The 23,843-nt window shown below is 60.5% G+C and carries 20 protein-coding genes; 14 read left to right on the top strand and 6 right to left on the bottom strand.

Translation table 11 applies throughout. From position 1 onward, the window contains the following. The first annotated feature begins 235 nt into the window (after nucleotides 1-235). A complete protein-coding gene (locus ACJSDX_RS10445) occupies nucleotides 236-2,434 on the top strand; it encodes a UvrD-helicase domain-containing protein (protein ID WP_407994622.1) in 2,199 nt (732 codons plus the stop codon). Here the strand turns inward: ACJSDX_RS10445 and ACJSDX_RS10440 are convergent. The 4 genes from ACJSDX_RS10440 to ACJSDX_RS10425 all read right to left on the bottom strand — a co-directional run bounded on the left by ACJSDX_RS10440 (nucleotide 2,429) and on the right by ACJSDX_RS10425 (nucleotide 5,514). Further along, entirely contained in the window at nucleotides 2,429-3,211 is a 783-nt protein-coding gene (locus ACJSDX_RS10440) for a BPSS1780 family membrane protein (RefSeq protein WP_407994621.1), read from the bottom strand. The genes ACJSDX_RS10445 and ACJSDX_RS10440 overlap by 6 nt on opposite strands. A gap of 69 nt (nucleotides 3,212-3,280) precedes the next feature. Further along, on the bottom strand, nucleotides 3,281-4,240 hold the full coding sequence (gene thrB / locus ACJSDX_RS10435) for a homoserine kinase (RefSeq protein ID WP_407994620.1): 960 nt from the start codon (nucleotides 4,238-4,240) through the stop codon (nucleotides 3,281-3,283). 76 nt (nucleotides 4,241-4,316) lie between these two features. After that, nucleotides 4,317-4,658: a DUF2782 domain-containing protein gene (locus ACJSDX_RS10430; RefSeq protein ID WP_309564256.1), complete on the bottom strand. Its 342-nt coding sequence runs from the start codon at nucleotides 4,656-4,658 to the stop codon at nucleotides 4,317-4,319. A gap of 124 nt (nucleotides 4,659-4,782) precedes the next feature. Next, nucleotides 4,783-5,514 (bottom strand): LOG family protein, encoded by a 732-nt coding sequence (locus ACJSDX_RS10425; protein ID WP_309564255.1) that lies wholly within the window; start codon nucleotides 5,512-5,514, stop codon nucleotides 4,783-4,785. A 21-nt stretch (nucleotides 5,515-5,535) separates the two neighbouring features. Between ACJSDX_RS10425 and polA the strand changes: the two genes are divergently transcribed. Then, on the top strand, nucleotides 5,536-8,256 hold the full coding sequence (gene polA, locus ACJSDX_RS10420; protein WP_407994619.1) for a DNA polymerase I: 2,721 nt from the start codon (nucleotides 5,536-5,538) through the stop codon (nucleotides 8,254-8,256). Nucleotides 8,257-8,341: 85 nt separating this feature from the next. Here polA and ACJSDX_RS10415 read toward each other — a convergent pair whose 3' ends face one another. Continuing rightward, nucleotides 8,342-8,545, bottom strand: coding sequence for a (2Fe-2S)-binding protein (locus ACJSDX_RS10415; RefSeq protein WP_309564253.1), 204 nt, complete (start codon nucleotides 8,543-8,545; stop codon nucleotides 8,342-8,344). 126 nt (nucleotides 8,546-8,671) lie between these two features. On the opposite strand from ACJSDX_RS10415, the gene ACJSDX_RS10410 reads away from it, so the two are divergent. The 12 genes from ACJSDX_RS10410 to ACJSDX_RS10355 all read left to right on the top strand — a co-directional run bounded on the left by ACJSDX_RS10410 (nucleotide 8,672) and on the right by ACJSDX_RS10355 (nucleotide 21,233). Beyond that, nucleotides 8,672-9,436, top strand: coding sequence for a competence/damage-inducible protein A (locus ACJSDX_RS10410; RefSeq protein ID WP_407994618.1), 765 nt, complete (start codon nucleotides 8,672-8,674; stop codon nucleotides 9,434-9,436). A gap of 4 nt (nucleotides 9,437-9,440) precedes the next feature. Next, nucleotides 9,441-9,695 carry a YkgJ family cysteine cluster protein gene (locus ACJSDX_RS10405; RefSeq protein WP_407994617.1) on the top strand — a complete coding sequence of 85 codons (255 nt, stop codon included), beginning with the start codon at nucleotides 9,441-9,443 and terminating at the stop codon, nucleotides 9,693-9,695. A 77-nt stretch (nucleotides 9,696-9,772) separates the two neighbouring features. Next, the gene (locus ACJSDX_RS10400) at nucleotides 9,773-10,744 is read left to right on the top strand and encodes a TetR family transcriptional regulator (protein ID WP_407994616.1); all 972 of its coding nucleotides are present in this window, start codon (nucleotides 9,773-9,775) and stop codon (nucleotides 10,742-10,744) included. Between the two features lie 56 nt (nucleotides 10,745-10,800). Further along, the gene (locus ACJSDX_RS10395) at nucleotides 10,801-11,559 is read left to right on the top strand and encodes a DUF72 domain-containing protein (RefSeq protein ID WP_407994615.1); all 759 of its coding nucleotides are present in this window, start codon (nucleotides 10,801-10,803) and stop codon (nucleotides 11,557-11,559) included. Between the two features lie 199 nt (nucleotides 11,560-11,758). Continuing rightward, entirely contained in the window at nucleotides 11,759-13,708 is a 1,950-nt protein-coding gene (locus tag ACJSDX_RS10390) for a methyl-accepting chemotaxis protein (RefSeq protein WP_407994614.1), read from the top strand. A gap of 204 nt (nucleotides 13,709-13,912) precedes the next feature. Continuing rightward, nucleotides 13,913-14,944, top strand: coding sequence for a tRNA dihydrouridine synthase DusB (dusB, locus tag ACJSDX_RS10385; protein ID WP_407994613.1), 1,032 nt, complete (start codon nucleotides 13,913-13,915; stop codon nucleotides 14,942-14,944). Next, nucleotides 14,944-15,180, top strand: a complete 237-nt coding sequence (locus tag ACJSDX_RS10380) for a Fis family transcriptional regulator (protein WP_309564245.1) — start codon at nucleotides 14,944-14,946, stop codon at nucleotides 15,178-15,180. The genes dusB and ACJSDX_RS10380 overlap by 1 nt, the downstream gene beginning before the upstream one ends. A 25-nt stretch (nucleotides 15,181-15,205) precedes the next feature. Beyond that, nucleotides 15,206-16,792, top strand: coding sequence for a bifunctional phosphoribosylaminoimidazolecarboxamide formyltransferase/IMP cyclohydrolase (gene purH, locus ACJSDX_RS10375; RefSeq protein ID WP_407994612.1), 1,587 nt, complete (start codon nucleotides 15,206-15,208; stop codon nucleotides 16,790-16,792). A 180-nt stretch (nucleotides 16,793-16,972) separates the two neighbouring features. Next, nucleotides 16,973-18,241: a phosphoribosylamine--glycine ligase gene (gene purD / locus ACJSDX_RS10370; RefSeq protein ID WP_407994611.1), complete on the top strand. Its 1,269-nt coding sequence runs from the start codon at nucleotides 16,973-16,975 to the stop codon at nucleotides 18,239-18,241. Nucleotides 18,242-18,252: 11 nt separating this feature from the next. Beyond that, complete coding sequence (tsaC, locus tag ACJSDX_RS10365) at nucleotides 18,253-18,795, top strand: L-threonylcarbamoyladenylate synthase type 1 TsaC (RefSeq protein WP_407994610.1); 543 nt, start codon at nucleotides 18,253-18,255, stop codon at nucleotides 18,793-18,795. Between the two features lie 33 nt (nucleotides 18,796-18,828). After that, complete coding sequence (hemF, locus tag ACJSDX_RS10360) at nucleotides 18,829-19,737, top strand: oxygen-dependent coproporphyrinogen oxidase (protein ID WP_407994609.1); 909 nt, start codon at nucleotides 18,829-18,831, stop codon at nucleotides 19,735-19,737. A gap of 89 nt (nucleotides 19,738-19,826) precedes the next feature. Continuing rightward, the gene (locus ACJSDX_RS10355) at nucleotides 19,827-21,233 is read left to right on the top strand and encodes an APC family permease (RefSeq protein ID WP_407994608.1); all 1,407 of its coding nucleotides are present in this window, start codon (nucleotides 19,827-19,829) and stop codon (nucleotides 21,231-21,233) included. Between the two features lie 737 nt (nucleotides 21,234-21,970). Here the strand turns inward: ACJSDX_RS10355 and ACJSDX_RS10350 are convergent. After that, nucleotides 21,971-23,842 (bottom strand): methanol/ethanol family PQQ-dependent dehydrogenase, encoded by a 1,872-nt coding sequence (locus ACJSDX_RS10350; protein ID WP_407994607.1) that lies wholly within the window; start codon nucleotides 23,840-23,842, stop codon nucleotides 21,971-21,973. Nucleotide 23,843 lies beyond the last annotated feature (1 nt).

The raw sequence follows: 23,843 nt of genomic DNA, 5'->3' as shown, positions 1-23,843 counted from the left end.
TAAAGGGGAGTAAAATCGGGGTTAAGCATTTAAGCCTCATTGGGATAAGGCTTCCCGCTCAGGGAGGAAAGCGGGAGACGAGTGCGTCGTCTGGAAAATAAGACCGGGCCTTAATCGGATAGTTCATCCAAAGTGCGTTTTTTACATCTGCTTACAATTGCGCACTAAAAGTGCACGCCTGCTTCATTAGCAACACCTGCCTCGGCGGTTCTCTTCAATGCGCTCACCTGCGATAATGCAGGCTATGATGAATTCCACCTTCTCCACTTCTCTGCTCGACGGCCTCAATGAAAAACAACTGGAAGCCGTTACCCTTCCGCACCAGTCCGCGCTGATCCTGGCCGGGGCCGGTAGCGGCAAGACCCGCGTACTCACGACTCGCATCGCCTGGCTAATCCAGACCGGGCAAGTCTCCCCGCACGGCATTCTTTCCGTGACCTTCACCAACAAGGCCGCCAAGGAAATGCTCACCCGCTTGGGCGCCATGCTGCCGATCAACATCCGCGGCATGTGGGCCGGCACTTTCCACGGCTTGTGCAACCGCCTGTTGAGGGCGCACCATCGCGAGGCAGAATTGCCTGCTACATTTCAGATCCTGGATACCGCAGACCAGCTTTCCGCCATCAAGCGCGTCATGAAGGCGATGAATGTCGATGACGAGAAATTCCCGCCCAAGCAGGTGCTGGGCTACATCAACAGCTGCAAGGAAGAAGGCCTGCGCGCCTACGCAGTTGAAGCCTACGACAGCCACTCGCAGCGCATGCGCGAAATCTTCGAGGAATACGACAAGCAGTGCCAGCGCGAAGGCGTGGTGGATTTTGCCGAGCTGCTGCTGCGCTGCTACGAGCTATTGAGCAGGAACAACAGTATCCGCGAACATTACCAGCACCGCTTCAAGTACATTCTGGTGGACGAGTTCCAGGATACCAACCGCCTGCAATACCTGTGGCTGAAACTCCTCGCAGGCGCGGACAACTGCATCTTCGCCGTGGGCGACGACGACCAATCCATCTACGCCTTCCGTGGCGCGCGCGTCGGCAACATGCGCGACTTCGAGCACGACTTCAACGTGCAGAACGTCGTCAAGCTGGAGCAGAACTACCGCTCCCATAGCAATATCCTCGATGCGGCCAACGCCATCATCATGCATAACCGCAACCGCCTGGGCAAGAACCTCTGGACCTCTGCCGGCAAGGGCGAGCCCATCCGCGTATATGAAGGCTACAACGACAAGGACGAGGCCACATTCATCGTCGACGAGATCAAGGCCCTGCACAAGGAAGGCACCGAGCTTAGCCAGATCGCCCTGCTCTACCGCTCCAATGCCCAGTCGCGCATCCTCGAGCACGAGCTGTTTTCCGCAGGCCTGCCTTACCGCGTCTACGGCGGCTTGCGCTTCTTCGAGCGCGCCGAGGTCAAGCATGCGCTCGCCTATCTGCGCCTGATCGCCAGCGGCGACGACGACACCGCCCTACTGCGCGTGATCAACTTCCCGACGCGCGGCATCGGCGCTCGCAGCCTGGAGCAATTGCAGGAACTGGCGCGCCAGCAGGAAAGCAGCCTGTGGCAGGCGGCATGCGCGAAAGCCGGCGACGGCAAGCCAGGCCGCGGCCTGGACGGCTTCGTCGCCCTGGTCAAGCAGATGCAGGAAGAATCCATCGGCCTCACGCTTGCAGAGCAGGTCGAGCTTGCCACCCGGCTTTCCGGCCTGCGCGACCACTATGCGGCGGACAAGGAAGGCGAAGACCGCCTCGCCAACCTGGATGAGCTGGTGAATGCTGCAATTGCTTTCATGAACCAGGACATCGGCATGCAGGTGGACGAGAATGGCGAGGTTGCCATGTCCATCCTCGCGCAATTCCTCGCCCATGCCAGCCTGGAGGCCGGCGAACACCAGGCCGATGTCGGCCGCGACGCGCTGCAGTTGATGACCGTGCATGCCGCCAAGGGCCTGGAATTCAATACCGTTTTCATCAGCGGCCTGGAAGAAGGGCTATTCCCGCACGAGCAGAGCAGTTACGAATCAAACGGCCTGGAGGAAGAACGCCGCCTGATGTACGTGGCCGTGACCCGCGCACGCCAGCGGCTTTATATCAGCTTTGCGCAAAACCGCATGCTGCACGGGCAGGTACGTTATGGCATTCCGTCACGCTTCCTGGATGAAATCCCGGAAGCGCTGGTCAAACGCCTGAACACCGTCTCGAACAAATCCTATGGCGGCGCCAGCCAATACACGGCTGCCGCCGCCCCGGCTCCTCGCCCTCAAGCCAGCATGCCTTGGAAAATCGGCCAGGCCGTGGCCCACAGCAAGTTCGGCCAGGGCGTGGTGGTCAATTACGAAGGCAATGCAAACGACCTGCGCGTGCAGGTCAATTTCGGGCGGGAAGGCTTGAAGTGGCTGGCGCTGGAATACGCCAAGCTGGAAACGCTATAGCAGTTCGACGCGGTCAGGCCGCGGCATCTTGAAGATGTCACGGTTGCTGACGTACTGGAACGCCAGCATGAGGGCGCTGGCGAACAGCATGCAGGCAAACACCAGCACCAGCATCAAGAACCCGCCCATGGCCTTGGAGGCTGCAGACATCATCCCCACCAGCACGCCTGCCAGCGTCATGCTCAACATGATGATCAATGTCACGGACACCCACGTCAGCAGCAAAGGCAGCAGATATTGGATAAACGCGGCCAGACTGGACTTGATGGCGCGCACCACTGAATACTGCTGGAACGCGACCAATGCCGGGGCGAACCAGATCACTAGCACCAGCGGCACCAGCAGCAACATCAACTTGACCAGGATGGGGAAGGACTGTTCCAGCACCTGCTCCGGGCTTTCTTCGCTCCTGGCCAGGGCTTCCAGCTTCATGGCGTCTTCTGCCGTCAGGATATTGATGAGCAGCACGTATGCGACGCAGATGGCGCCCAGGCCCAGCAGCTTCCTGAAACTGGGCTTGATTTCATTGAGCAGGTCGCCCAAGTCGCTGTCGCGGCCGGCATCGGCATCGCGGTAGAAACCTACCGCCAGCGCCAGGAAAGCCGGCAGCAAGAGGAAGGAAACGAATTTCAGGCCTATCAAGCCAGGCAGCATAGCGAAAAAAAACACATGCGCCAGGCCGAGCAGCATCCACTTGCCCGGTTTTTGGCGGAACAAGGCGATTATGTCGCGCACCCACGCGTTCACTTGGCCGAAAATGGTTGGTTTGGCTTGCATGTCGTCCCTTAAAGTAGCCGGCAACGCTGCGCCAGCATGTTCATTTTATTGCCTTGAGCCACGAACAGGTTAATTTGCATCGACCCAGGCCGCCAGTATCTGCTCGCGTGCCGCGATAGCGTTGCGCAGGATGCGCTCGAAGTAATCCGGATCCTTGGCGTGGGTAAGTTCGCCGGCCTGGGGAAAATGCAGGTCATTAAGGCGCGACAGCCAGAAGCGCATGGCGGCAACGCGCAACATCCCGGGCCAGGCGGCATGCTCCTCTTCAGTGAGGGGCCGCACTGCATGATAGGCATCGAGAAACGCCCGCACCCGGCCGGAATCCAGCGTGCCATCGGCGTTGACGCACCAGTCGTTGACCGCAATCGCAATGTCATACAACAGCACATCGTTGCAGGCATAGTAGAAATCGATGACGCCGCCGACCTTGTCCCCGTCCATCAGCACATTGTCGCGGAACAAATCGGCATGGATCACGCCGCGCGGCAATGCGCTGGTGTCGAACGCCTGCTCGAACTCGAGCTGCGCATCCAGCATGCGGCGGTTTTCCGCCTCCAGGAAAGGCGCCACCTTGGCAGCCGTGGCAATGCGCCAACGCTGGCAGCGCAGGTTGCTCATGCTGGCCTCGAACGATGCGCCGGCAAGATGCATGCGCGCCAGCACCTCGCCAATCGCGGCGCAGTGCTGCGGCGAGGGGTTGTCCAGTGACTTTCCTGCCAGGCAGCTCACCAATGCGGCAGGCTTGCCGTTCAGCTCGCCAAGTGTTTGCCCCGCAATGTTCCTGACCGGATGCGGGCACGGAATGCCGCGTTCGGCCAAGTGCGTCATCAGGTCGAGGAAATTGGGTAGCTCTTCCGCGCTATGCTCTTCAAACAACGTCAGCACATAACGCCCGCTGCCGGTGGTGACGAAATAATTGGTATTGGTGATGCCTGACGCGATCCCCTGCAGGTCAAGCAACTCCCCAAGGTCATAGCCTTTGAGCCATTGCTGCATCTGCTCGAATGAAACGGTGGTGAATACGGACATAGAAAACTTTTGGAAAAACCGGGGAAGGTTGCAGAGAGGGTCAAGCGCCACCCTCTCCGGGCACAATGCTTGACGGTCAGAACCGGAACAATACCCACTTGGGGATGCTGACCGTAGGCGCGATATCGCCTTCGCTACGGGCCCAGCCAGCATTTGAATCATCTTTGGTCAGATAATAAGGGGCGCCCACTTTGGGGGTTACCTTCATCATGTAGAGATTGCCGTTGATGCGGTATTCCTCGACCGTATCTTCGCCTCGCTTGGTAATGGTGACTTCAGGCTCAGGATTCTCTCCCTCCATCCCTTCCGGCGGCGGTGGCGCCTCGGGCAAAGGCTCTAGGTTGTCGGGGATGTCCGCAGCAGAGGCCATCAGCGGCAGGAGAAGCGCCAACATCAGCAAAATTTTATGGGTACGCATGACAACCTCGGCTCAGAATAATGCAGCAATTCTATCAAATAGGCCCATCCGCCAAAAGGGCGTTGTTGCTTATTAACAACAAGATATTGGAATGGTCGGCAACCGCCGCCAAACTTTGATTCGCCTACAGATAAAACTGCATGATTTGCTGCTCCGCCGGCGATGGCTCGAAACCCCTGGTCTCATAATGCTTGAAGATGGCTTCGACGATTTCATGGGGCTTGTCGATCACCTGCAGCAAATCGAGGTCTTCCGGCGAAATCATGCCCTCGGCGCCGAGGGTCTCGCGTATCCATGACAGCATGCCGCGCCAGAACGGCTCATGTACCAATATCAATGGAATCCTTCTCGTCTTGGCCGTCTGGATGAGAGTAAGCGCTTCCATCAGCTCATCCAGCGTACCGAAACCGCCCGGCATCACTACATAGGCCGAGGCGTATTTGACGAACATCACCTTGCGCATGAAAAAGTGCTGGAAGTTCTGGCTAATGTCCTGGTAGGGGTTGCCTTTTTGCTCGTGCGGCAATTCGATATTGAGGCCGATGCTGGGCGACCTGCCCTTGTATGCGCCCTTGTTGGCCGCTTCCATGATGCCGGGGCCTCCCCCTGAAATCACGCTGAAGCCGGCATCGGACAGGAGACGCGCGATCTCTTCCGTCAGCTTGTAATAGGGATGGTCGGGCGGCGTGCGCGCGCTGCCGAAGATGGAAACCGCGGGGGTGATTTCCTTCATGCGCTCGGTCGCCTCGACGAATTCTGCCATAATCTCGAACGCGCGCCACGATTCACGTGCCGAGTACTTCTTGTTGGGGAGCTCGGGGTCGAGGATCTTGGGAAGTTTTTTAGCAGCTGACATAAGGTTCCACACTAGTTCAAGATGAAAACATTGTTATTAGTAGACGGTTCGTCCTACCTCTATCGCGCCTTCCATGCGCTGCCCGACCTGCGTAACAAGGCGGGCGAGCCTACGGGCGCGATGTATGGCGTACTGAACATGCTGCGCCGCCTGCACAAGGACTATCCGGCTGATTATAGCGCCTGTGTCTTCGATGCAAAGGGAAAAACCTTCCGCGACGATATTTACCCCGAATACAAGGCACACCGCCCGCCGATGCCGGACGACCTCTCCCGACAGATCGAGCCCTTGCACGAGGCGATCAAGGCCATGGGCTGGCCTTTGCTGATGATAGACGGCGTGGAAGCCGACGACGTGATCGGCTGCCTGGCGCGGCAGGCCGAGGAACAAGGCATGCAGGTGGTGATCTCGACCGGCGACAAGGACATGGCGCAGCTCGTCACGCCGCACATCAAGCTGGTCAACACCATGACCAATGAGGTGCTGGACGAAGCAGGCGTGGAAGCCAAGTTCGGCATCCCCCCCGCCCTGATCATCGACTACCTCACCCTGATCGGCGACAGCGTGGACAACGTACCCGGCGTGGAGAAGGTCGGCCCCAAGACCGCCGTGAAATGGCTCAGCCAGCACGGCTCGCTCGATAAACTCATCGCCAATGCGGCAGAGATAGGCGGCGTGGTGGGCGACAACCTACGCAAGGCGCTGGACTGGCTGCCCACCGGGCGCGAACTCATCACTATCCGCTGCAAGCTGGACCTGCCGCAAATGGTGACTGATCTTGTTACCCAGCCAAGCGACAATGCCAAGCTCGCCGAGCTCTACGAGCGCTTCGAGTTCAAGACCTGGCGGCGCGAGCTGGAAGCCGGCGGCAACGAGGGTGCCGCCGTAAAACCCTTGGCCCCGATCGGCGACCTGTTTTCCGCCGCTGCCGTGCCTGACCGCCAGTTCGAGACCATCCTCGACCAGGCCAGCCTGGACAAATGGCTGCTGCTGCTCAAGTCAGCGCCCTTGGTCACCTTCGACACCGAAACCACCAGCCTGGATGCCATGCAGGCCAAGCTGGTCGGCATGTCGTTCTCGGTGGAAGCGGGCAAGGCAGCCTACGTGCCGCTCGCGCACGACTACACCGGCGCCCCGCAGCAGCTCGATTTCGCCGCAGTGTTGCAGCAAGTCAAGCCTCTGCTCGAGGACGCATCGCTCCCCAAGCTGGGCCAGAATCTCAAGTACGACAAGCATGTGCTCGCCAACCACAGCATTCAGCTGAACGGCATCGCGCACGATACCCTGCTGCAGTCCTACGTGCTGGAAAGCCACCGCACCCACGGCATGGACGACCTCGCCATGCGCCACTTGGGCGTGCAGACCATCACTTACGAGCAAATCGCCGGCAAGGGCGCCAAGCAAGTGCCGTTCAGCCAGATCGGCATCGATACCGCATCCGAATATGCCGCCGAAGATGCCGACATCACTCTGCAACTGCACCAGGTGCTGTATCCGCAGATCGAAACCGACGACAAACTGGAGTTCGTCTACCGCCAGATCGAGATGCCACTGCTCGACATCCTCTACACCATAGAGCGCAATGGCGTGCTGATCGATCAGGCCATGCTGCAGGCGCAAAGCCACGAGCTCGGGCAGAAACTCATCGAACTGGAACAGCAGGCCTACGACATTGCGGGACAGCCGTTCAACCTCGGCTCGCCCAAGCAATTGCAGGAAATCCTGTTCGGCAAGCTCGGCATCAAGCCGCTCAAGAAAACCCCGAGCGGCGCGCCCTCCACCGATGAAGACGTGTTGCAGGAGCTGGCGCTGGATTACCCGTTGCCGAAAGTGCTATTGGAATACCGCGGCCTCGCCAAACTGAAATCGACCTACACCGACAAGCTACCGCGCATGATCAACCCCGCCACCGGCCGCGTGCATACCAGCTACAGCCAGGCTGTGGCGATCACCGGGCGCCTGGCCAGCTCCGACCCCAATTTGCAGAACATCCCCGTGCGTACCGCGGAAGGCCGGCGCATCCGCGAAGCCTTCATCGCCCCGCCAGGGTCGCGCATCATTTCCGCCGACTATTCGCAGATCGAGCTGCGCATCATGGCGCATTTGTCGCAGGATGAAGGGCTGCTATCCGCATTCGCCAAGGGCGAGGATATCCACCGCGCCACCGCCGCCGAGATTTTCGGCGTGCAACGCGACGAAGTCAGCAGCGAACAACGCCGCTACGCCAAGGTGATCAATTTCGGCCTGATCTACGGCATGAGCGCCTTCGGCCTCGCGCAGAACCTCAACATCGAGCGCGGCGCGGCGCAGAGCTACATCGACCGCTATTTCGCGCGCTATCCCGGCGTGCGCGAATACATGCAGAACACGCGCATGGTGGCGAAGGAGCAAGGCTATGTCGAAACCTTCTTCGGCCGCAGGCTGTGGGTGCCCGAGATCAACAGCCCCAACGGCATGCGCCGCGCGGGCGCCGAGCGCGCGGCCATCAATGCGCCGATGCAAGGCACCGCGGCCGACCTGATCAAGCTCGCCATGATCGCCGTGGATGGCTGGTTGAGAACGCAAAAACTGCAAAGCAAGATCATCATGCAGGTGCATGACGAACTGGTGCTGGAAGTACCGGATGCTGAATTGGAATTGGTGCAGCAAGCCCTGCCCAAGCTCATGCAGGATGTTGCCAAGCTGGATGTGCCGTTATTGGCAGAAGTGGGCGTGGGCTCAAATTGGGAAGCCGCGCATTAAGAGCGGCTAGCCAGGAGCGCTTCGCTGAGTTTTGCCGGCCGCTCCAAGGCGGCTTCAGCATTGCGGCCAGGACGCCGCCATTGGATTACTTGCCTTGCTCCTTGTCCAGCTCCTTGAGGAAATAGTCGATCTCCCATTCGCAGCCGCCGCAGCCGGTCAACGCGCCGGTCATGTCGGCAATGCCCTGCAGATCGAACCCCTGCCGGTGCAAGGCGCGAATCTTGCCGCGCTTCACTCCGCTGCAAAAGCAGAGGATTTCGTCGTCGGGGGTTTCTTTCGGGTTGCTCATGGCATATATGATCTATCAATAACACAGGCCATTTTACCCATTCAACGGCAAAAACTTGCATAACATGACCTATCTGCGGCAAATTAGCTGCCTAGCAATTCCGCGCACCAGCTCATCCTCGACATCATGACCGACACCACATCAGCGCGCTTCGGCGTCATCATCATCGGCGACGAAATCCTCTCGGGAAAGCGCCAGGACGCACACTTGGCCAAGGCGATCTCGCTGCTGGCCGCAAGAGGCCTCGCCTTGTCGTGGGCGGAATACCTCGGGGACGACCGGGCGCAGATCGCGGCGACATTGCAACGCACCATGGCGAGCAGCGACATCGTCCTCTGCTTTGGCGGCATAGGCGCCACCCCGGACGACCAGACCCGCCAGGCCGCGGCAGAAGCCGCCGGCCTGGCGATTGCGCGCCACCCGGGCGCGGTGGCCGAAATCGAGGCGCGCTACGGCGAGGCTGCCTATCCCAAGCGCGTGTTGATGGCGGATTTCCCCCGGGACGCCGCCTTGATCCCCAACCCGGTGAACCGCGTGCCCGGATTCTCGCTGGGGCGGCACTATTTCATGCCCGGCTTCCCGGAAATGGCTTGGCCGATGACGGAATGGATACTGGACACGCATTACGCCCACCTGTTCCACCTGCAACCGGCCGCCGAATCATCCATCCTGGTGTTCGATACTGGGGAAAGCCAGCTGCTGGACCTGATGGAAGAGATCACGCGGCAATACCCCAGCCTCAAGCTGTTCAGCCTGCCGCGCCTGGACGAAAGGCGCACCATCGAACTCGGCGTCAAGGGCGAGGCGGCGGCAGTCGCCGAGGCCATGCGGCGAATCCGTGAAGCGCTCGATACGGCAAATCACCCCTGGCAGCCTTTAGAGAGGAGCTAGACGAATGGATTGCCGCCCGTCCTGCGGGGCATGCTGCATCGCCCCCTCGATCACCAGCCCGATTCCCGGCATGCCCGAAGGCAAGCAGGCCGGGCAGCGCTGCGTGCAGCTCGACGAACTCAACCGCTGCCTGATCTTCGGCAAGCCGGAGCGGCCAGCGGTCTGCAGCTCCTTGCGGCCCGATATGGAAATGTGCGGCAGCGACGAACGGCACGCCTTTGCCTGGCTGGCCCAGCTGGAGCAACTCACCTCGCCATAAGATGCCATAAGACGATAGATTGACAGTCTATTGTTAGCCGGCCTCTAATAGAACGACCATTCTATTGGAGCGACGAAATGACCCTCCCCGCCCGGGAAAGGCTACTGGAAGCGGCTTGCAGGCTGTTCTACCAGAACGGCGTACACGCCACGTCGGTGGAGGACATCCTGGATGAGGCATTGGTCGCCCGGCAAAGCCTGTACCTGCACTTCCAGTCCAAGGACGGGCTGGTCGCGGAATTCCTCAAGCTCCGGGTCCAGGCGCCATCGCCACCGAACTCGTCACGCCGGGCAGCCAGGCTGCCGCCCAGGCCCACCAGCTGGCCACCATGCTTCTGGAAACCGTTTCCCCCACCGATAGGAGAACCTAGCATGTCACTACCACGCAAAACCGAGACGAAAACCGCCGGCTTCCGGCTCGGCATCTACGTATTCAAGGATGCGGAAATCATCGATTACGCCGCCCCGCACGGCGTGTTCTCCGTGGCGCGCCGCCTGGACCCGGAGCTCGACGCCTTCCTGGTCGCCGACAGCCTGCGCCCGGTGCAGACCCAGGCCGGGTTCACCGTACTGCCCAACTACAGCTTTGCGGATAATCCCGCTATGGATGCCTTCCTGATCCCGGGCGGCTTCGGCACCCGGCAGGAAATCCACAACAAGCGCCTGCACGACTATATCCGCTCGCTGCCCGAACAGACACTGCTGACCAGCGTCTGCACCGGCTCCTGGATTTACGGCAACATGGGATTGCTGGACGGCATTCCCGCCACCAGCCGCAAGGAGCCTGACCGTATCGAGCAGTCCAACGCCGGCATGGTGCCCATAGAGCGCCTGGCTAAACTGGCCCCGCAATGCAGGATCAGCCGCGCCCGCGTGGTGGACAGCGGCCGCATCGTGACCGGCGGCGGCATTGCCGCGGGCATGGAGATCGGGCTGCATTTGCTGCGCCGGGCCGGCTATGATGAGGATTTCATCCTGGAAGTCGCCCGCATCATGGAATACCACCAGGCTTATGCGGGATACAGGGAAGATATCGAGTATGCTGGCTGAATGTTGAATAAGGACACGCGCCTCCCGACGATGCCTAAGCCATGCATGAAAAAAACATGATGCCCTTGCCTGCAGCCGGCGCGCCTGCGATCCGGGTAGGCTGTGCGGGCTGGGGAGTCCCGCCTCAGCATCCCGCATTGTTCCCGCCCGGCGGCAGCCACCTTGAGCGCTACGCGCGCCTGTTCGACACCGTCGAGATCAATTCTTCCTTCTACCGCCCGCACCAACACAAGACCTATGTGCGCTGGGCGGATGCGGTGCCGGAAGGCTTCCGCTTCTGGGTCAAGACGCCACGGGAAATCACCCATCAGCGCCGGCTGCTCGATTGCGAAGATAGCCTGCTGCGCTTTCTGGAGGAAAGCTCCGGGCTGGGCCGCAAGCTGGGCGGTATCCTGGTCCAGCTGCCGCCCAGCCTGGCGCTGGACATGCCTTCCGCACAGGCATTTTTCACATTGCTGCGCCAGCATTACCCCGGCGCGGCGGCCTGCGAACCGCGCCATGCAAGCTGGTTTTCAATGCAGGTGGAAAAGCTATTGCAGGATTTCAGGCTGGCACGCGTGGCAGCTGACCCGGCCAAGTTTCCTACCGCCGGAGCGCCAGGCGGCGACACTGGCTTCAGCTATTACCGGCTGCACGGCTCGCCGGAAATCTATTACTCGTCCTACCCCGAAGCATATTTGAGGCAGCTTGCGCATACGCTGCAATCAGCGAGCGGCCCGGCCTGGTGCATTTTCGACAACACCGCGCGCGGCGCCGCCACTGCCAATGCGCTGGACATCATGAATTTGACCGGCCTCGCAGCGCACCAAGGCTGAGCATCCCTTTCGAGATAAACGCCGCGCGGCCACGCCCTGGCGCTGTCTTGGTGCATGGCATCGGCCCATGCACCAACCCGGGCTGCGCCGCCCTCATCCCTTGCCGCAACGGCCCGCATTGATTGGTGCCGCAGCTCGGCCAGTGCAGGGAATACTATTTGCTTAAGGCTTACACCGTATTCTTTTTAAGCCTTGAACCATGTTTTCTCTCCACCATCTCAGCTTGCGCAGCAAGGTCTTGTTGATCGTCATCGCAATGATCCTGGCGGGCTTCAGCCTCACCATCGCAGTACTGACCTACAAGGCCTCGCATTTGCAACAGGAATCGGCGCTCGAGTATGCCCGCGCCCTGTCGAGGCAGCACGCCAACGAAGCCAAGGCCGAGATAGACAGCGCTTTCGATGCCGCCCGCACCCTGGCGCAATCTCTGGAAGGGCTTCGTGGCGACGGGCTGGCAAGCCGCAAGCTTGCCGACAGCATGCTGAAGCGGGTGCTGGAAGGCAATCCGGGCTTTGTCGGCGTGTGGACCATATGGGAGCCCAATGCATTTGACGGGCGCGACAACGAGTTCGTCAACCAGCCGGGCACCGATGCCACGGGCCGCTACCTGCCTTACTGGAACCGCGGCGGCGGCCAGGTGTCGGTGGAAGCACTGGCCGACTACAACGTCCCAGGCGCGGGAGACTACTACCTGCTGGCCCGGGACAGCGGCGAGGAGACATTGCTCGAGCCCTATGAATACGAGATTGGCGGCAAGAAGGTATTGATCACGAGCATGGTGGTGCCGATCCGCTACAAGGGCGCAGTGGTCGGCGTTGCAGGCGTGGACATGCTGCTGTCGGAGTTCCAGCAGCGCATCGCCGAGGTCAAGCCGTTCTCCACCGGCTATGCCAGCCTGTTTTCCAACCAGGGCAGCTACGTCGGCGACCGCGATGCGGGCAATGTGGGCAAACCCATGCCCACCGGCGGCGCCTGGGACAAGATCAGGCAGGCGGTCGCTTCCGGACAGCCCTACCAGGACAGCGCCCGGGACGGGACATTGAACACCACGGTATTGAGGATCTACCAGCCGATCGCGATCGCCCAGAGCAAGACGCCATGGTCTTTCGCCGTCACCGTGCCGGAGGATAAAATCCTAGAAGGCGTGCACAGCCTGCGCAACACGGCCATCGTCATCGGCTTGCTGAGCGTCGTCGTGGTCTCGCTGGCACTGGGCTACCTGGTGGACCGCATGGTGATCCGCCCGATCGGCGGCGAACCCGGCGATGCCGCCGACCTGGCCAGCCATATCGCCAGCGGCGACCTCACCTCCCAGGTCGCGCTCAAACCGGGCGACAACTCCAGCATGCTGCAGGCGATGAAAGTGATGCAGGACAAGCTGCGTGACATGGTGAGCGACATCCGCGCCAGCAGCGAGTACGTTTCCAACGCGTCTTCCGAAATCGCGCTCGGCAACAGCGACCTGTCGCAGAGGACGGAAAACCAGGCGGCATCGCTGGAGGAAACCGCCGCCAGCATAGAAGAGCTCACCTCCACCGTAGGCCAGAACGCGGACAACGCGAGAACGGCCAACGAGCTGGCCGCCAACGCCTCCAGCACCGCCGAGCGCGCCAGCAGCACCGTTACCGGGGCCGTGAGCACCATGCAGCAGATCACGGACGAGTCGCGCAAGATGTCGGAGATCACCAATGCGATCGAGGGCATTGCCTTCCAGACCAATATCCTCGCGCTCAACGCCGCGGTCGAGGCCGCACGCGCCGGCGAGCAGGGCCGCGGCTTTGCCGTGGTGGCGCAGGAAGTGCGCAACCTGGCGCAGCGCAGCGCCAGCGCCGCCAAGGAAATCAAGCAATTGATCGACGGCTCGGTCGCCAAGATCGGGCAAGGCTCGAAACAGGTCGCGGATGCCGGCCGCGCCATGGAGGAAGTCGTCGCCGCGGTACAGCGCGTCTCCGGCATCATGCGCGAGATCGCGCATGCCTCCGAGGAGCAGAGCAGCGGCATCCAGCAGATCAATACCGCCATCACCGCGATGGACGAAGTGACGCAGCAGAACGCCGCCCTGGTGGAGCAGGCGATGGCCGCCGCCCATTCGCTGGATGAGCAGGCCCAGCAGTTGAGCAAGACGGTTTCCTTGTTCCGTCTGAGCTGACGACGCGGATGTGCGCTTAAACTATACAAACCTGTATATAAAATTATCCATGGGGTTACGTCGGCAACTTAAAGTAAAACATCGCCTTACCCTGCCCGCGCCCTCTGTTTCCGCGCCTGTGCTCCAGCAATATGTGCTTTGTTACTCCGGCGTTTGCATATAAAATGGGCAGCTTTTCCACGTCATTGATACGGTTATAGTCAGGTGCAGATCGGTCCTTACAAGCTGAAGAACAATCTGGTAGTCGCCCCGATGGCGGGCGTGACCGACAGGCCCTTCCGCGTCCTGTGCAAGAAGATGGGCGCAGGCCTGGCCGTCAGCGAGATGGTGACGTCCAACTCCCTGCTCTACGGCAGCGCCAAGACCCTGCGTCGCGCCAACCACGAAGGCGAGGTCGACCCGATCTCGGTGCAGATCGCGGGGGCCGACCCCAAGATGATGGCGGAGGCCGCCAAGCACAACGTGGACAACGGCGCCCAGATCATCGACATCAACATGGGCTGTCCCGCCAAGAAGATCTGCAACGTCATGGCAGGCTCCGCGTTGCTCAAGGACGAGCCGCTGGTCGCGCAGATCCTCAAGGCGGTGGTCAATGCGGTGGATGTGCCGGTCACCCTCAAGATCCGCACCGGCTGGGACAAGAACAATCGCAACGCCGTCGCTGTCGCCAAGATGGCGGAAGACATCGGCGTGCAGGCGCTCGCCATGCATGGCCGCACCCGCGCCTGCCTCTACACCGGCGACGCGGAATACGACACCATCGCCGCCGTGAAGCAGGCCATCAGTATCCCATTGATCGCCAACGGCGACATCACCACGCCGGAAAAAGCCAGGTTCGTGCTCGACTACACCAAGGCCGACGCCGTGATGATCGGCCGCGCCGCCCAGGGCCGCCCGTGGATTTTCCGCGAAACGGAACATTTTCTTGCGACTGGCGAGCACCTGCCTGCGCCCGAAGTCGAGGAAATCCACCAGGTCATGCTGGAGCATATCCACGACCTCTACGACTTCTACGGCGAGCTGACCGGCATGCGCGTCGCGCGCAAGCATATTTCCTGGTACACCAAGGGCCTGGTCGGCTCGGCCAATTTCCGCCACCACATGAACCAATTGCAGAGCATTGAAGAGCAGCTGCAATCCATCAACGATTTCTTCGGCGAACTCAAGCAGCGTGATGCGCGCCTGCAATACGAAGCAGAGTCCGCTGCCACCGACGACGAGGCCATGGCGGCATAATGGCTAGCCAGCAGGATCTCGCCAGCTGCGTGCGCGCGGCCTTGGATGAATACTTCAAGGACCTCGACGGGCAGCCTCCCCATGCAGTGTACGACATGGTGCTGCAATGCATGGAAAAGCCCTTGCTGGAATATGTCTTGAACCGCGCAGGCGGCAACCAGAGCAAGGCGGCCGAGATTCTCGGCCTCAACCGCAACACCCTGCGCAAGAAACTCCAGCAACACAACCTTCAATAACCTCTTCTGTTAGAAGCTTTTCATTATGGCTGTTATCAAACGTGCGCTTATCAGTGTTTCTGATAAAACCGGCATTCTCGAATTTGCCCAGGCCCTTTCAGGCTTTGGCGTTGAAATCCTCTCCACTGGCGGCACAGCGAAGCTGTTCCGCGACAATGGCATCGCCGTGATCGAAGTCAGCGACTACACCGGTTTCCCGGAAATGCTCGACGGCCGGGTCAAGACCCTGCATCCCAAGGTGCATGGCGGCCTGCTGGGCCGCCGCGACCTGCCAGAGCATGTGGCCGCGATGCAGGTTGCCGGTATCCCGAATATCGATCTGCTGGTAGTCAACCTCTATCCGTTCGAGGCCACCGTGGCGCGTCCTGACGCCACGCTGGAAGACGCGATCGAGAACATCGACATCGGCGGCCCGGCCATGGTGCGTTCCGCCGCCAAGAACTGGCAGGACGTCGCGGTGCTGACCGACGCCTCGCAATACGAGGAAGTGCTGGCGGAAATGCGCAGCACCAACGGCGCCACCAGCAAGGCGACGCGCTTTGCCTTATCCGTCGCCGCGTTCAACCGCATCAGCAACTACGACGGCGCGATCAGCGATTACCTGTCCTCCTTCAACGCAGACGGCACGCGCAATGAATTCCCCGGCCAGGCCAATGGCCGCCTGGTCAAGGTGCAGGACCTGCGCTACGGCGAGAATCCGCACCAGAAGGCCGCGTTCTACCGCGACCTCTACCCTGCGCCCGGCTCGCTCGTGACCGCGCAGCAATTGCAGGGCAAGGAACTGTCCTATAACAACATCGCCGATGCCGATGCGGCCTGGGAATGCGTCAAGAGCTTCGACAGCACCGCCTGCGTCATCGTCAAGCATGCCAACCCTTGCGGCGTGGCTGTGGGCGCTAACCCGCTCGAAGCCTACCAGAAGGCGTTCCAGACAGACCCGACCTCCGCGTTCGGCGGCATTATCGCATTCAACCACACTCTGGACGGCGCAGCGGCAGAAGCCGTTTCCAAGCAGTTCGTCGAAGTATTGATCGCGCCGGACTATACCGAGGAAGCCCTGGAGATATTCAAAGCCAAGGCCAATGTGCGCGTGCTCAAGATTGCATTGCCAAGCGGTGGCGACAGCGCATGGAGCCGTGGCCGCAACTCGCACGACACCAAGCGCGTCGGTTCCGGGCTGTTGATCCAGACCGCGGACAACCATGAAATCAGCATTGATGACATCAAGGTGGTCACCAAGAAGCAACCGACGCCGGAACAGCTGGAAGACCTGCTGTTCGCCTGGCGCGTCGCCAAGTACGTGAAATCCAACGCCATCGTCTTCTGCGGCAACGGCATGACCTTGGGCGTGGGCGCAGGCCAAATGAGCCGCGTCGACAGCACCAAGATCGCCGCGATCAAGGCGCAAAACGCCGGCTTGACCTTGCAAGGTTCCGCCGTGGCGTCCGATGCGTTCTTCCCGTTCCGCGACGGCGTGGATGTCCTGGCGGAAGCCGGCGCCACCTGCGTGATCCAGCCGGGCGGCAGTATCCGCGACGACGAGGTGATTGCTGCGGCGGATGAGCATGGGTTGGTGATGGTGTTCACCAACATCCGCCACTTCCGCCATTGATCGTCACTGGCAAAGCGCCGCTGGCTGCGTTGCACCTCCTTGCCGTACTCGTTTGTACTGTCTGCGTCGGTGCGCCTTGCCAGCAACGCTTTGCCAATGACTCTGCTGGTTGAAGCCACATAAAACCAGGAAACGTTAAAATATCAGCGTGTTTGGCTAATTGATAATCAAAGGGTAAAGATGAAAGTTCTAGTGATAGGCGGCGGCGGACGTGAGCACGCACTGGCATGGAAGCTCGCGCAGAGCGAGCGGATCAGCCGCGTATTTGTGGCGCCGGGCAACGCAGGCACCGCGCTTGACCCCGACATGGTCAACGTGCCCATCACCAAAGTTGCCGAACTGGTCGAGTTTGCGCAGAAGGAGCAGATCGGCCTCACCGTCGTCGGCCCCGAGGCGCCGTTGTCGCAGGGTGTGGTCGATGCGTTCCACGCCGCCGGCCTGAAGATTTTCGGCCCGACCCAGGCCGCCGCGCAACTCGAGAGCTCCAAGGATTTCGCCAAGGCGTTCATGATCCGCCACAATATCCCGACCGCGGCCTACGCCACGTTCACCGATGCCACCGCCGCGCATGACTACGTCAAACAGCAAGGCGCGCCTATCGTGATCAAAGCCGACGGCTTGGCCGCAGGCAAGGGTGTGGTGGTCGCGATGAGTGAGGACGAAGCGCATGCCGCGATTGACGCAATGCTTGCCGACAACAAACTCGGCGCTGCCGGCGCGCGCGTGGTAATCGAGGAGTTCCTCACCGGCGAGGAAGCCAGCTTCATCGTCATGGTGGACGGCAAGAATATCCTGCCGCTTGCCACCAGCCAGGACCACAAGCGCCTGCTGGACGGCGACCAAGGCCCGAACACCGGCGGCATGGGCGCGTATTCCCCCGCTCCCGTCGTCACGCCGGACATCCACGCCAAGGTCATGCGCGAGATCATCGACCCTACCGTGGCAGGCATGGCGAAAGACGGCATTCCCTATACCGGCTTCCTCTATGCCGGCCTCATGATCGGCGAGGACGGCAGCGTCAAGACCCTGGAATTCAACTGCCGCATGGGCGACCCGGAAACCCAGCCCATCATGCTGCGCCTCAAGAGCGATCTGGTCGCCCTGGTGGAGCATGCGGTCAACGGCACGCTGAATGAGGCCAAAACTGACTGGGACCGCCGCAGCGCGCTCGGCGTCGTGCTGGCATCTGCCAACTATCCTGACACACCGCGCCTGGGCGATGAAATCACCGGCCTGCCGAAAGAACTCACGGACGCCCATGTATTCCATGCCGGCAGCAGCATCAAGGACGGCAAGGTCGTCACCAGCGGCGGCCGTGTGTTGTGCGTGGCGGCGCTGGGCGAAACCGTGAAGTATGCCCAGTCCCAGGCCTACAAGATTGCCGACGGCATCAAGTTCGACGGCATGCAGTTCCGCACCGACATCGGCTATCGCGCCGTCAAATCCTAAGAGATAGCACAATGCAGGCACGCGCACTACAGCATTTCCTGCGTAGCGGCGGTGTCATCGCCTACCCGACCGAGTCCTGCTTCGGACTCGGTTGCGACCCCACCAACCATCATGCACTCAAGCGCCTATTGCGCATCAAGGGCCGCCCGCAGCGCAAGGGGCTGATCGTGATTGCACACCAATTTGCGCAATTGCGCAAACTGATCGCGCCGGTCACGAAAGAACAGAAACAACACATGTTCACCCGCTGGCCCGGACCGCATACCTGGCTGGTGCCTGCGTCGCAACGCTGCCCTGCATTGCTCAGGGGCAAGCACACATCCCTGGCGGTGCGCGTCACCGCCAACCCATTCGCGGCGAATCTCTGCCGCAACGCTGGCATGGCGCTGGTTTCCACCAGCGCCAACCACAACGGCCGGGTTCCGGCCAAAACCACTCGCGAATGCCATCGCCTGTTCGGCAGCCGTGTCAGGGTGCTGCCCGGCAGGACTGGCGGCGCGAGCAAACCTTCGACCATACAGGATCTCATCACTGGCAAGATTCTACGCCCGTGAAGCATTGAGACCCGGTGACACCTGGAGAGCTTCATGAACTCAAATGCAATCTTCGACTACCTTCAAGGCCTGCAAGCCCGCATCGTGGAAGCCATCGAGCTGGTGGACGGCAAGCGCTTCCTGCACGATAGCTGGCAGCGAGCGGAAGGCGGCGGCGGGACGTCCTGCATGCTGGAAGAGGGCAATGTGTTCGAGCGCGCCGGCATCGGTTTCTCCCACGTCATCGGCAGCAAGCTGCCGCCGTCCGCGAGCGTCGCCCATCCCGAGGCGGCGGGCCGCAGCTGGCAGGCCATGGGCGTCTCGCTGGTGTTCCACCCGCGCAACCCCTATGTACCCACCGTGCACATGAACGTGCGCTTCTTCGTGGCGGAAAAACCCGGCGAGGAGCCGATCTGGTGGTTCGGCGGCGGCATGGACCTCACGCCTTACTACGGTTTCGAGGAAGACGCCGTGCATTTCCACCGCACCTGCCGCGACGCGGTGGCGCCGTTCGGCGAGCAGTACTACCCCCGCTTCAAGAAAGAATGCGACGACTATTTCTACCTCAAGCACCGCAAGGAGGCGCGCGGCATCGGCGGCATATTCTTCGACGACTTCAGCGAACTGGGCTTCGAGCAAAGCTTCGCATTCCAGCGCAACGTCGGCGATGCCTTCATCAATGCCTACCTGCCCATCGTGCAACGGCGTAAGGATATTCCATACAGCGAGCGCGAACGCGACTTCCAGGCCTACCGCCGCGGCCGCTATGTCGAGTTCAACCTGATCTACGACCGCGGCACCATTTTCGGGCTGCAATCCAACGGCCGCACCGAGTCCATCCTGCTGTCCATGCCGCCCATCGTCAAATGGCGCTACGACTGGAAGCCGGAAACGGGCTCGCCCGAAGCCAGGCTCTATAGCGATTTCATCACCGGGCGCGACTGGCTCACGGAAAACAAATAAGCCAGGCACCCCAGCATGCCCGGGCCGGGGAAATTTAAAGCCCGGGCATAATTCGTGCATACTAGAAAAACAAAAAAACGGGAGTCCCTATGCTTGCACAGCTATTCCGCACCAAACCGGTTGAAATAGGCCGACACAGCGGCCTGAAGAAATGCCTGTCGGCATTCGACCTTGCCTTGCTCGGGATAGGCTGCGCCATCGGCACCGGCATCTTCGTGCTCACGGGTATTGCCGCCGCCGTGTACTCGGGCCCTGCCGTGGTGATTTCCTTCGTCATTGCCGGGCTGGCCGCCGCCTTTGCCGGCTTTGCCTATGCCGAACTCGCCTCCTCGGTCGGCGGCTCCGGCAGCGCCTATGGTTACAGTTACGTGGCGTTCGGCGAATTCGTTGCCTGGACGATCGCCTGGATATTGCTGCTGGAATACGGCGTGGGCGCCGCCGCGGTGGCCAACGGCTGGTCAGGCTACTTCATCAACACCCTGGCCAATTTCGGCATCGTCATCCCTGAAGCCTGGACCAGGGCGCCAAGCCAGGGCGGCATCATCAACCTGCCCGCCTTCGGCATTATCTGGCTGCTGGTGTTCGTGCTCATCAGCGGCGTCAAACAAAGCTCCACCGTCAACAACGTCATGGTGGCGATCAAGCTCAGCACCATCGCTATTTTCCTCGCCATCGCCGTCGGCCATATCAATAGCGACAACTGGCAACCCTTCATGCCGTTCGGCTGGTTCTCCAGCCAGGCGGACGGCAGCAATATCGGCATTCTGGCGGGCGCCTCCCTGGTCTTTTTCGCCTATTTCGGCTTCGATGCCGTCTCCACCGCCGCCGACGAAGCGCGCAACCCGCAGCGCGACCTGCCGATCGGCCTGATTGCCTCCGTCACCTTCTGCACCCTCGTCTATATCCTGGTCTCGGGCGTGCTGACCGGCGTGGTGCACTATTCCGACCTCAACGTATCCTCCCCTGTCGCCTATGCGCTGAGCAAGCTGGGGTACGGCTGGTCGTCCACGCTGGTCGCCACCGGCGTATTGGCAGGCTTGATCACGGTATTGCTGGTACTGCTGTACGGCCTCACCCGCATTCTCTACGCCATGAGCCGCGACGGGCTGATTCCCGCCGCCTTCTCCAAGGTCAACCCGGACCGCCAGTCGCCGACCCGCGTGATCCTGTTCTGCGGCAGCATCATCTCCGTCGTCGCCGGCTTCTTCCCACTTGGCACCCTGGCCGAGACCGTCAACATCGGCACTCTTGCGAGCTTTGTCATGGTATGCGTCGGCGTCATCGTCTTGCGCACCCGCCAGCCTGACCTGCATCGGCCATTCAAGAATCCAGGCGGCCCCATCATTCCTATCCTCGGCATCATCTCCTGCAGCGCGCTCATGGCGTTCCTGCCTGGTGAAACCTGGCACCGCTTCCTGGTCTGGGTAGGCATCGGCATCGTCATGTACTTCGCCTACTCCATGCACCACAGCAAGCTCAGGCAACGCAACAGCTAGTAACTCACAAGGGCGAGCGCAGCGAAGCCAAGTATGGTTTTGACGTTGACTTCCCCGTCTGGCTGCGCCGAGTAGCGCAGTGCTGGATGGAAATAAGGCTTGCGTCTGTCTGAGCGCTAGCGAGTTCAGCAAGCCGCCATCTAGCACGAGCAACGCAGGGGACCGGGAGCTTGCTCCCGGCGCAGACTCCGGGGTCGCCTTTGCTTTGGTTACTTTTATTTGGCGAAGCAAATGAAAGTAACTCGCTGGCAAGCGAAAGGCAACGATTCGACGACTTGCGATAGTGGTCAAAACTATTTTTGCGTAATTCACTATCCAAGCACCACCCCATCGAACCCCACGGTTTTTAGTCTTCATCCATATTGTGATTGACGAGAGGATGGGTTTCGCCCCGCCGGGCGAGTATCTTTCTTTTGTTTCGCCAAAAGAAATATACGAAAGAAAAGGCGACCCGATTGTCTGCGTCCCTACACTACGTTCCGGGCAATCTGCGTTGCTCGCTTTTAATGGGGTCTTGCTGAACTCGCTTCGCTCAAACAGACGCAAGCCCTGATCCATTAAAAGCTGTGCTACTCGGCGCAGCCAGACGGGACTAAAACCTACGGCGACTTGGCTTCACTACGCTCGCCCTGGGCTTTGTAGGCAAAAAAAAGCCAGTCCACAAGGGACTGGCAAGAAGGGACTACTAAAATGGAGATGAGCCCTGCCTTTCGGCAGGGGTACTGCCTAAAGATGGTTTAGAGGCTGAATACGTTGAGTGCGCCACCGCCTGGTGCCGCATTCCACTCCTTCAACTCCTTGTAACCACCTGCTGCGCCCAGACCTTCGTTGTCGTTGGTCAGGCCCAGGTTCATTGCCACACCTGCCCAGCCACCGATGCCGGAGAGGATTGCGACGTATTGCTTGCCCTTGTGACCATAGGTGATCGGATTACCGACGACACCGGAGCCCACGCGGAATTTCCAAAGTTCCTTGCCGCTCTTGGCGTCGACAGCCTTGAACCAGCGATCGAGCGTGCCATAGAAGACAACGTCAGACGCAGTCGCCAAGGCGCCGCTCCAAACCGAGAACTTCTCTTTCTTGTACCAGGCTTGCTTGCCCTTGAGGCCGTCCCAGGCCATGAAGCCGCCCATGACGCCGTCAGGACCGGGGTACATGCTCAGGGTTGCGCCAACCCAAGGCTGGCCAGCCACGTACTTCACTTCCACAGGCTCGTAATCCATGCAGACGTGGTTGAGCGGCACGTAGAACAGCTTGGTCTTGGGAGAGTAGGCAGCAGGCTGCTGGTCCTTCACGCCCAACGCTGCGGGGCAGATGCCCGTGACGTTCACGTCTTCGTGGGTGGAGAACTTGGGGTCCTTTTGCGGGATGCCGGTCACGAGGTCAATGCCAGTCGCCCAGTTGACGAACGGGTGCATCTTTTCCGCCACCAGCAGCTTGCCGGTCTGGCGGTCCAGGGTGTAGCCGAAACCATTGCGGTCAAAGTGGGTAGCGAGCTTCTTGCCGTCCGCATCCCAGAGGATGGTTTCGTTCACTGCATCGAAGTCCCACTCATCGTGAGGCGTCAATTGATAACCCCACTTGGCGACGCCAGTGTCCAGGTCGCGTGCGAAAATGGTCATGGACCACTTGTTGTCGCCGGGACGCACGTCTGGGTTCCAGACGGATGGGTTGCCTGTGGAGTAGTAAACCAGGTTCAATGCCGAATCGTAGGAGTACCAGCCCCAGGTCGCGCCGCCGCCCTGCTCCCAGCCGTTCTTGGTCGCTTGCGGCTTGAGCCAGGTCTTCACGCCCAGGTCCTTTTCAGGGAACTTCAGCTTTTCCTTGGGCAGAGCCTTGAAAGAGCCGCCTTCCTTGTTACCGCCGTTTACGTCTTCATATACGGACAACGAGCTGTAGTGAGGATTGTCCTTGTTGAAATCCTTGCCGATCAGCACTTCGCTGTCAGGACCGGTGCTGTACGCGCGCCATGCAATCGAGCCATCCTTGATGTTGTAGGCTGTCAGGTAGCAGCGGACGCCGTATTCGCCGCCCGAGCATCCGGTGATAACCTTGTCCTTGAACACGTGGGGCGCGTTGGTGGTGGTAGCGCCTTGCTTAACGTCGACAACACCTACGTCCCAAACCTTGGCGCCGGTCTTGGCGTCCAGGGCGACCAGTTGGCCGTCGTTCTGCTGCAGGAAGATCTTGCCGTCGCCGTAGGCGAGGCCGCGGGTGACGTTATCGCAGCAGAGCAATGCCTGCACGGAAGGATCCTGCTTGGGGAAATAGGACCATTTGATCTTTTCCTCGTTGTTCAGGTCGAGCGCATAGACATTGTTGGGGAATGCGGTGGTAAAGTACATCGTGTCGCCGATCACCAGCGGAGCGCCTTCATGGCCGCGGTTAACGCCGGTAGCGAATGTCCAGGCGGCCTTCAGGTTCTTGACGTTGGATTGGCTGATCTGGGACAGCTTGCTATAGCCTGTGCTGGCATAGTCCTTGCGCTGCGTTACCCATTGGTTGTCGTCCTGGATCAGCTTTTCCAGCTCATCTGCTGCAAAAGCAGGGATGGATGTCAGGCCGATCAGGCTGGCACCCAGTGCTATTTTCAAATGCTTCGCTTTCAAG

Origin of the sequence: Methylobacillus draconifructus, assembly GCF_045984355.1 — a bacterium.
Taxonomy (GTDB): domain Bacteria; phylum Pseudomonadota; class Gammaproteobacteria; order Burkholderiales; family Methylophilaceae; genus Methylobacillus; species Methylobacillus flagellatus_A.
This window is presented reverse-complemented; position numbering and strand designations above follow the sequence as displayed.

Coding starts and splice junctions, on each gene's coding strand:
- ACJSDX_RS10445 (WP_407994622.1), top strand. CDS start 236: ATGCAGGCTATGATGAATTCCACCTTCTCCACTTCTCTGCTCGACGGC.
- ACJSDX_RS10440 (WP_407994621.1), bottom strand. CDS start 3,211: ATGCAAGCCAAACCAACCATTTTCGGCCAAGTGAACGCGTGGGTGCGC.
- thrB (WP_407994620.1), bottom strand. CDS start 4,240: ATGTCCGTATTCACCACCGTTTCATTCGAGCAGATGCAGCAATGGCTC.
- ACJSDX_RS10430 (WP_309564256.1), bottom strand. CDS start 4,658: ATGCGTACCCATAAAATTTTGCTGATGTTGGCGCTTCTCCTGCCGCTG.
- ACJSDX_RS10425 (WP_309564255.1), bottom strand. CDS start 5,514: ATGTCAGCTGCTAAAAAACTTCCCAAGATCCTCGACCCCGAGCTCCCC.
- polA (WP_407994619.1), top strand. CDS start 5,536: ATGAAAACATTGTTATTAGTAGACGGTTCGTCCTACCTCTATCGCGCC.
- ACJSDX_RS10415 (WP_309564253.1), bottom strand. CDS start 8,545: ATGAGCAACCCGAAAGAAACCCCCGACGACGAAATCCTCTGCTTTTGC.
- ACJSDX_RS10410 (WP_407994618.1), top strand. CDS start 8,672: ATGACCGACACCACATCAGCGCGCTTCGGCGTCATCATCATCGGCGAC.
- ACJSDX_RS10405 (WP_407994617.1), top strand. CDS start 9,441: ATGGATTGCCGCCCGTCCTGCGGGGCATGCTGCATCGCCCCCTCGATC.
- ACJSDX_RS10400 (WP_407994616.1), top strand. CDS start 9,773: ATGACCCTCCCCGCCCGGGAAAGGCTACTGGAAGCGGCTTGCAGGCTG.
- ACJSDX_RS10395 (WP_407994615.1), top strand. CDS start 10,801: ATGATGCCCTTGCCTGCAGCCGGCGCGCCTGCGATCCGGGTAGGCTGT.
- ACJSDX_RS10390 (WP_407994614.1), top strand. CDS start 11,759: ATGTTTTCTCTCCACCATCTCAGCTTGCGCAGCAAGGTCTTGTTGATC.
- ACJSDX_RS10380 (WP_309564245.1), top strand. CDS start 14,944: ATGGCTAGCCAGCAGGATCTCGCCAGCTGCGTGCGCGCGGCCTTGGAT.
- purH (WP_407994612.1), top strand. CDS start 15,206: ATGGCTGTTATCAAACGTGCGCTTATCAGTGTTTCTGATAAAACCGGC.
- purD (WP_407994611.1), top strand. CDS start 16,973: ATGAAAGTTCTAGTGATAGGCGGCGGCGGACGTGAGCACGCACTGGCA.
- tsaC (WP_407994610.1), top strand. CDS start 18,253: ATGCAGGCACGCGCACTACAGCATTTCCTGCGTAGCGGCGGTGTCATC.
- hemF (WP_407994609.1), top strand. CDS start 18,829: ATGAACTCAAATGCAATCTTCGACTACCTTCAAGGCCTGCAAGCCCGC.
- ACJSDX_RS10355 (WP_407994608.1), top strand. CDS start 19,827: ATGCTTGCACAGCTATTCCGCACCAAACCGGTTGAAATAGGCCGACAC.